Raw genomic sequence first — 3,281 nt, forward strand, 5'->3', positions numbered from 1 at the left:
TCCACGTGCGCATGGCGCGGGGCTTGGCCAAAAGCTCCAGGCCGCGAAGACACGCCTCACCGATCCTGCTCAAGCCGACATTGGCGGCTTCGATGACCGCAAACTGCTGAAAATCCGGCTGCATGCCGGGGACAAAAGCGTGCCCGCTTTCGACGCCATCCCCGGTGTCGAAATCGTCAGCCAGGAGGACGAAGCCGTTGTGCTGGCCTTCGCCAGCGATGACGGCTTGATGGAATTCGAGCAACGCCTTGCCACCTTGGCACGCGACGGCGCCGTCACGCGCAAGGAACTGCTCTACGCCATCGAGGACTTCGAGCGCTGGACACCCGAAGACCGAACGGGCAACGCGCTGCGTGAGCAGGGATTCCCCACACAAGCGCCGTTCACACTCGATGTCGAGCTCTGGCCTCAGGAGCGGCAAGACAAGCGCCAGGCCATGGTTCGCGCCTTCCTGGACTGGCTGCAAGGGCTCGGCATCGAGAAGCTGGACGACCTTCAGCAGCCCTCTCTCGTGATGCTACGCTTGCGCTGCAACGGGGATCAGGCCGAACAGCTTCTGCGCCATCGGGACGTCCGCACGGTAGATCTGCCGCCTCGATTGGGTGTGGCCGTCGAACTGCTGGGTACGGACATCAATCAGTTTCCGCCCCTCGATCCGCCACCTGCGAAGGCGCCGGCGATTGCCGTCCTCGACTCCGGCATCACCCCGGGGCATTCGCTGCTCGGCCCTGCTGTCGGCGATGCACAAGGCTATTTGCAGCCGCATCGCAGCCCCCACGACACCGATCCCCATTGGCATGGCACCTTTGTCGGTGGATTGGCTTTGTATGGTGACGTCCACGGCGCGATTCAGCGAGGGCAGTTCATCCCCCAACTGCGTCTGTTCTCCGGCAAGGTGTTCGAAGATGATGGCCAGGATCAGACCGAGTTTGTAGAAAGGGCGGTCGAGGAGGCCGTGCGTGAGCTGCACGGGCAGTACGGTTGCAAGGTTTTCAACCTGAGCTATGGCGACCTGAATAAGGTCTATGACGGTCGGCATGTCCGCGGGCTGGCCTATACCCTCGATCGCCTTACGCGTGAGCTGGGTGTGTTGTTCGTGGTGCCGGCGGGCAACTTGCAGCTCAACCAGCTCCCCCAAGATGCCCGTGGGCAATACCCCCACTATTTGTTCGAGGAGCACGCCCGGCTGCTGGATCCGGCCACGGCGCTCAACGTCCTCACGGTGGGCGGCATCAGTCTGTTCGAAGCCACGCGCGAATCACAGAAGTATCCCAACACCATTGAAGATCACGTCCTGGCGCGGGCGAACCAACCCTTTCCGTTGACGCGACGCGGACCCTCCATCAACGGCGCCATCAAGCCGGATGTGGTGGAACATGCGGGGAACATCGCCTTGATGCGCACAGCCAGCCGCCCTCGCCATGCGGGGCTGGGAGTCGTGTCACTCAACGGCGGGTTTGCCACGGGCCCAGCATTCAAGGAGGACATCGGCACCAGCTATGCCGCACCGCAGGTGGCGCACAAAGCCGCGCGCCTGTTGACCGCCGTGTCCGACGCCTCGCCGAACCTGCTGCGGGCGCTGATTGGCGCGCACGCCCGCTGGCCCGAAGCCTGCGAAACCTTGCTCGGTCCCGGAAACAGGCCCGAAGGGCGTAACCGCCTGCTGCAACTCATCGGTTATGGGCGTGTGGACGATGCGGCACTCTACCGCTCGCTCGACCACACGGTGACCTTGCTGGCGGAAGAACGCATCGGCAACGACCAATACCACTTCTTCGAGCTTCCCGTGCCGGACAGCTTTTGGGCCAACGGGCGCCGTGCCCGCGAAATCACGGTGGCACTGGCCTACAGCCCCGAAGTACGCACGACCCGGTTGGACTATCGCCGCGCCAAGCTCTGGTTCACCCTGGTGGTGGCCGCCAACCTCAATGAAGTGACGCAAGCCTTCCAACGCAACCGGGAACAAGGCATGGGTGAACACGGCAATGGCCGCTGGCTGCCCAACGACACCCGCAAGAACGGCACGCTACAAGTCTCCCGCTGGACTTTTCAGCAAGCTCCAAGGGGTCGAAACAAAGTGTTTGTCGTGGTCACCCGGCAAGACAGCGCATGGTCCCAAGACGAGCACCGTGCCGAAGACGAGCCCTACGCACTGGCTGTGGTGTTGGCCGACCGAGCTCAGGCCAACGCCCAGCTCTACGCACAGGTACAGGCCATGCTGCAAGCCCGTGCCCAGGCCCGCGCACGTGCGAGGGTGCAAAGCTAGCCATGGATTCGGATGCGCTGCTCGCCGCCTTCGACCTCCCCGCAAGTTGCCGGGTCGATCAGCGCGTGCCCAAAAAGATGCTGGTGGAGCATGGTGCGCCCACTGCAGCCGACAGGCGCCTCATCAACGAGGCGGTCGAGGCGGTCGAGTGGGTGGCCGCGCTCAAGCCCAACACCATCGGGGTCGCGCCGTATCGCGACGACGAGCGGGAGTATCTGGAAATCGCCCTGCTCACCGTCACGTTGCGGGATGGACGGGTCACGGCCGCGCTGCTCACGCGCCTGACGGAGCTCATCCATCGCGCCGTACCTTACCCGGTGCTGCTCATCGCCGTGGCCACGCCGAAGCTGTCGCTTTCGCTGGCACACAAACGCTGGGCGCAGAACGAGGCGGGCAGGATGGTGCTCGATGGCGAGGTTGCGCAGGTGAGTCTGCCGGATGATGCGCCCTCGGACGACGCCTTACAGAGCTTCCTGGGCACGCTTGCCATCAGCCGGCGGCCGAGCGCCCATCTCCTGGCGCTTTATCAGGGCTGGATGGATGCCCTCACCGCGCTCGCTGCCGCCCGGCTGACGGGCCGCTTTACCTTGGCGCAAGGCGCCGAGCAGGCTGCCGCGCGCCGGCAGGCGCTTGCGCGGTGCCAGCAACTGCAAGCCGAGGCGGCGCATCTGCGCGCCCAGGCGCAGAAAGAAAAACAGATTGCCCGGCAGGTGGAACTGAACCTGCGCTTGAAGGGTGTGGAAGCGCAACTCGCTGCCTACCGGGAACGACTTTGACATGACATCGAAGGAGCAAAACAACATGCAGAAGATCGACGCAGAAAGCCAGGAGGCCCGTTCCGCCGACCTGGTGACGCAGAACATCGAAAAGCTCAAGGCGCTGTTCCCGGAACTCATCACCGAGGGCCCCAATGGCGCGGCAGTGAATGTGGACGTACTCAAGGCGCTAGTGGGCGATGCCACTGTCACCGACGCCGACGAGAAATACGGCCTCAACTGGCACGGCAAGCGTCGGG

General features: G+C 64.0%; 2 protein-coding genes and 1 pseudogene. All 3 read left to right on the forward strand.

Annotated features, from left to right (window positions below):
- Positions 1-79 precede the first annotated feature (79 nt).
- Positions 80-2,266 (forward strand): S8 family peptidase, encoded by a 2,187-nt coding sequence (locus ACK4ZD_RS15415; protein ID WP_409664075.1) that lies wholly within the window; start codon positions 80-82, stop codon positions 2,264-2,266.
- Between the two features lie 2 nt (positions 2,267-2,268).
- Positions 2,269-3,042, forward strand: a complete 774-nt coding sequence (locus ACK4ZD_RS15420) for a DUF4391 domain-containing protein (RefSeq protein ID WP_409664072.1) — start codon at positions 2,269-2,271, stop codon at positions 3,040-3,042.
- 25 nt (positions 3,043-3,067) lie between these two features.
- Positions 3,068-3,281, forward strand: a pseudogene (locus ACK4ZD_RS15425) (site-specific DNA-methyltransferase); the annotation flags it as partial.

The organism is Caldimonas sp. (genome assembly GCF_046291045.1).
In the GTDB taxonomy this organism is placed as follows: domain Bacteria; phylum Pseudomonadota; class Gammaproteobacteria; order Burkholderiales; family Burkholderiaceae_C; genus Caldimonas.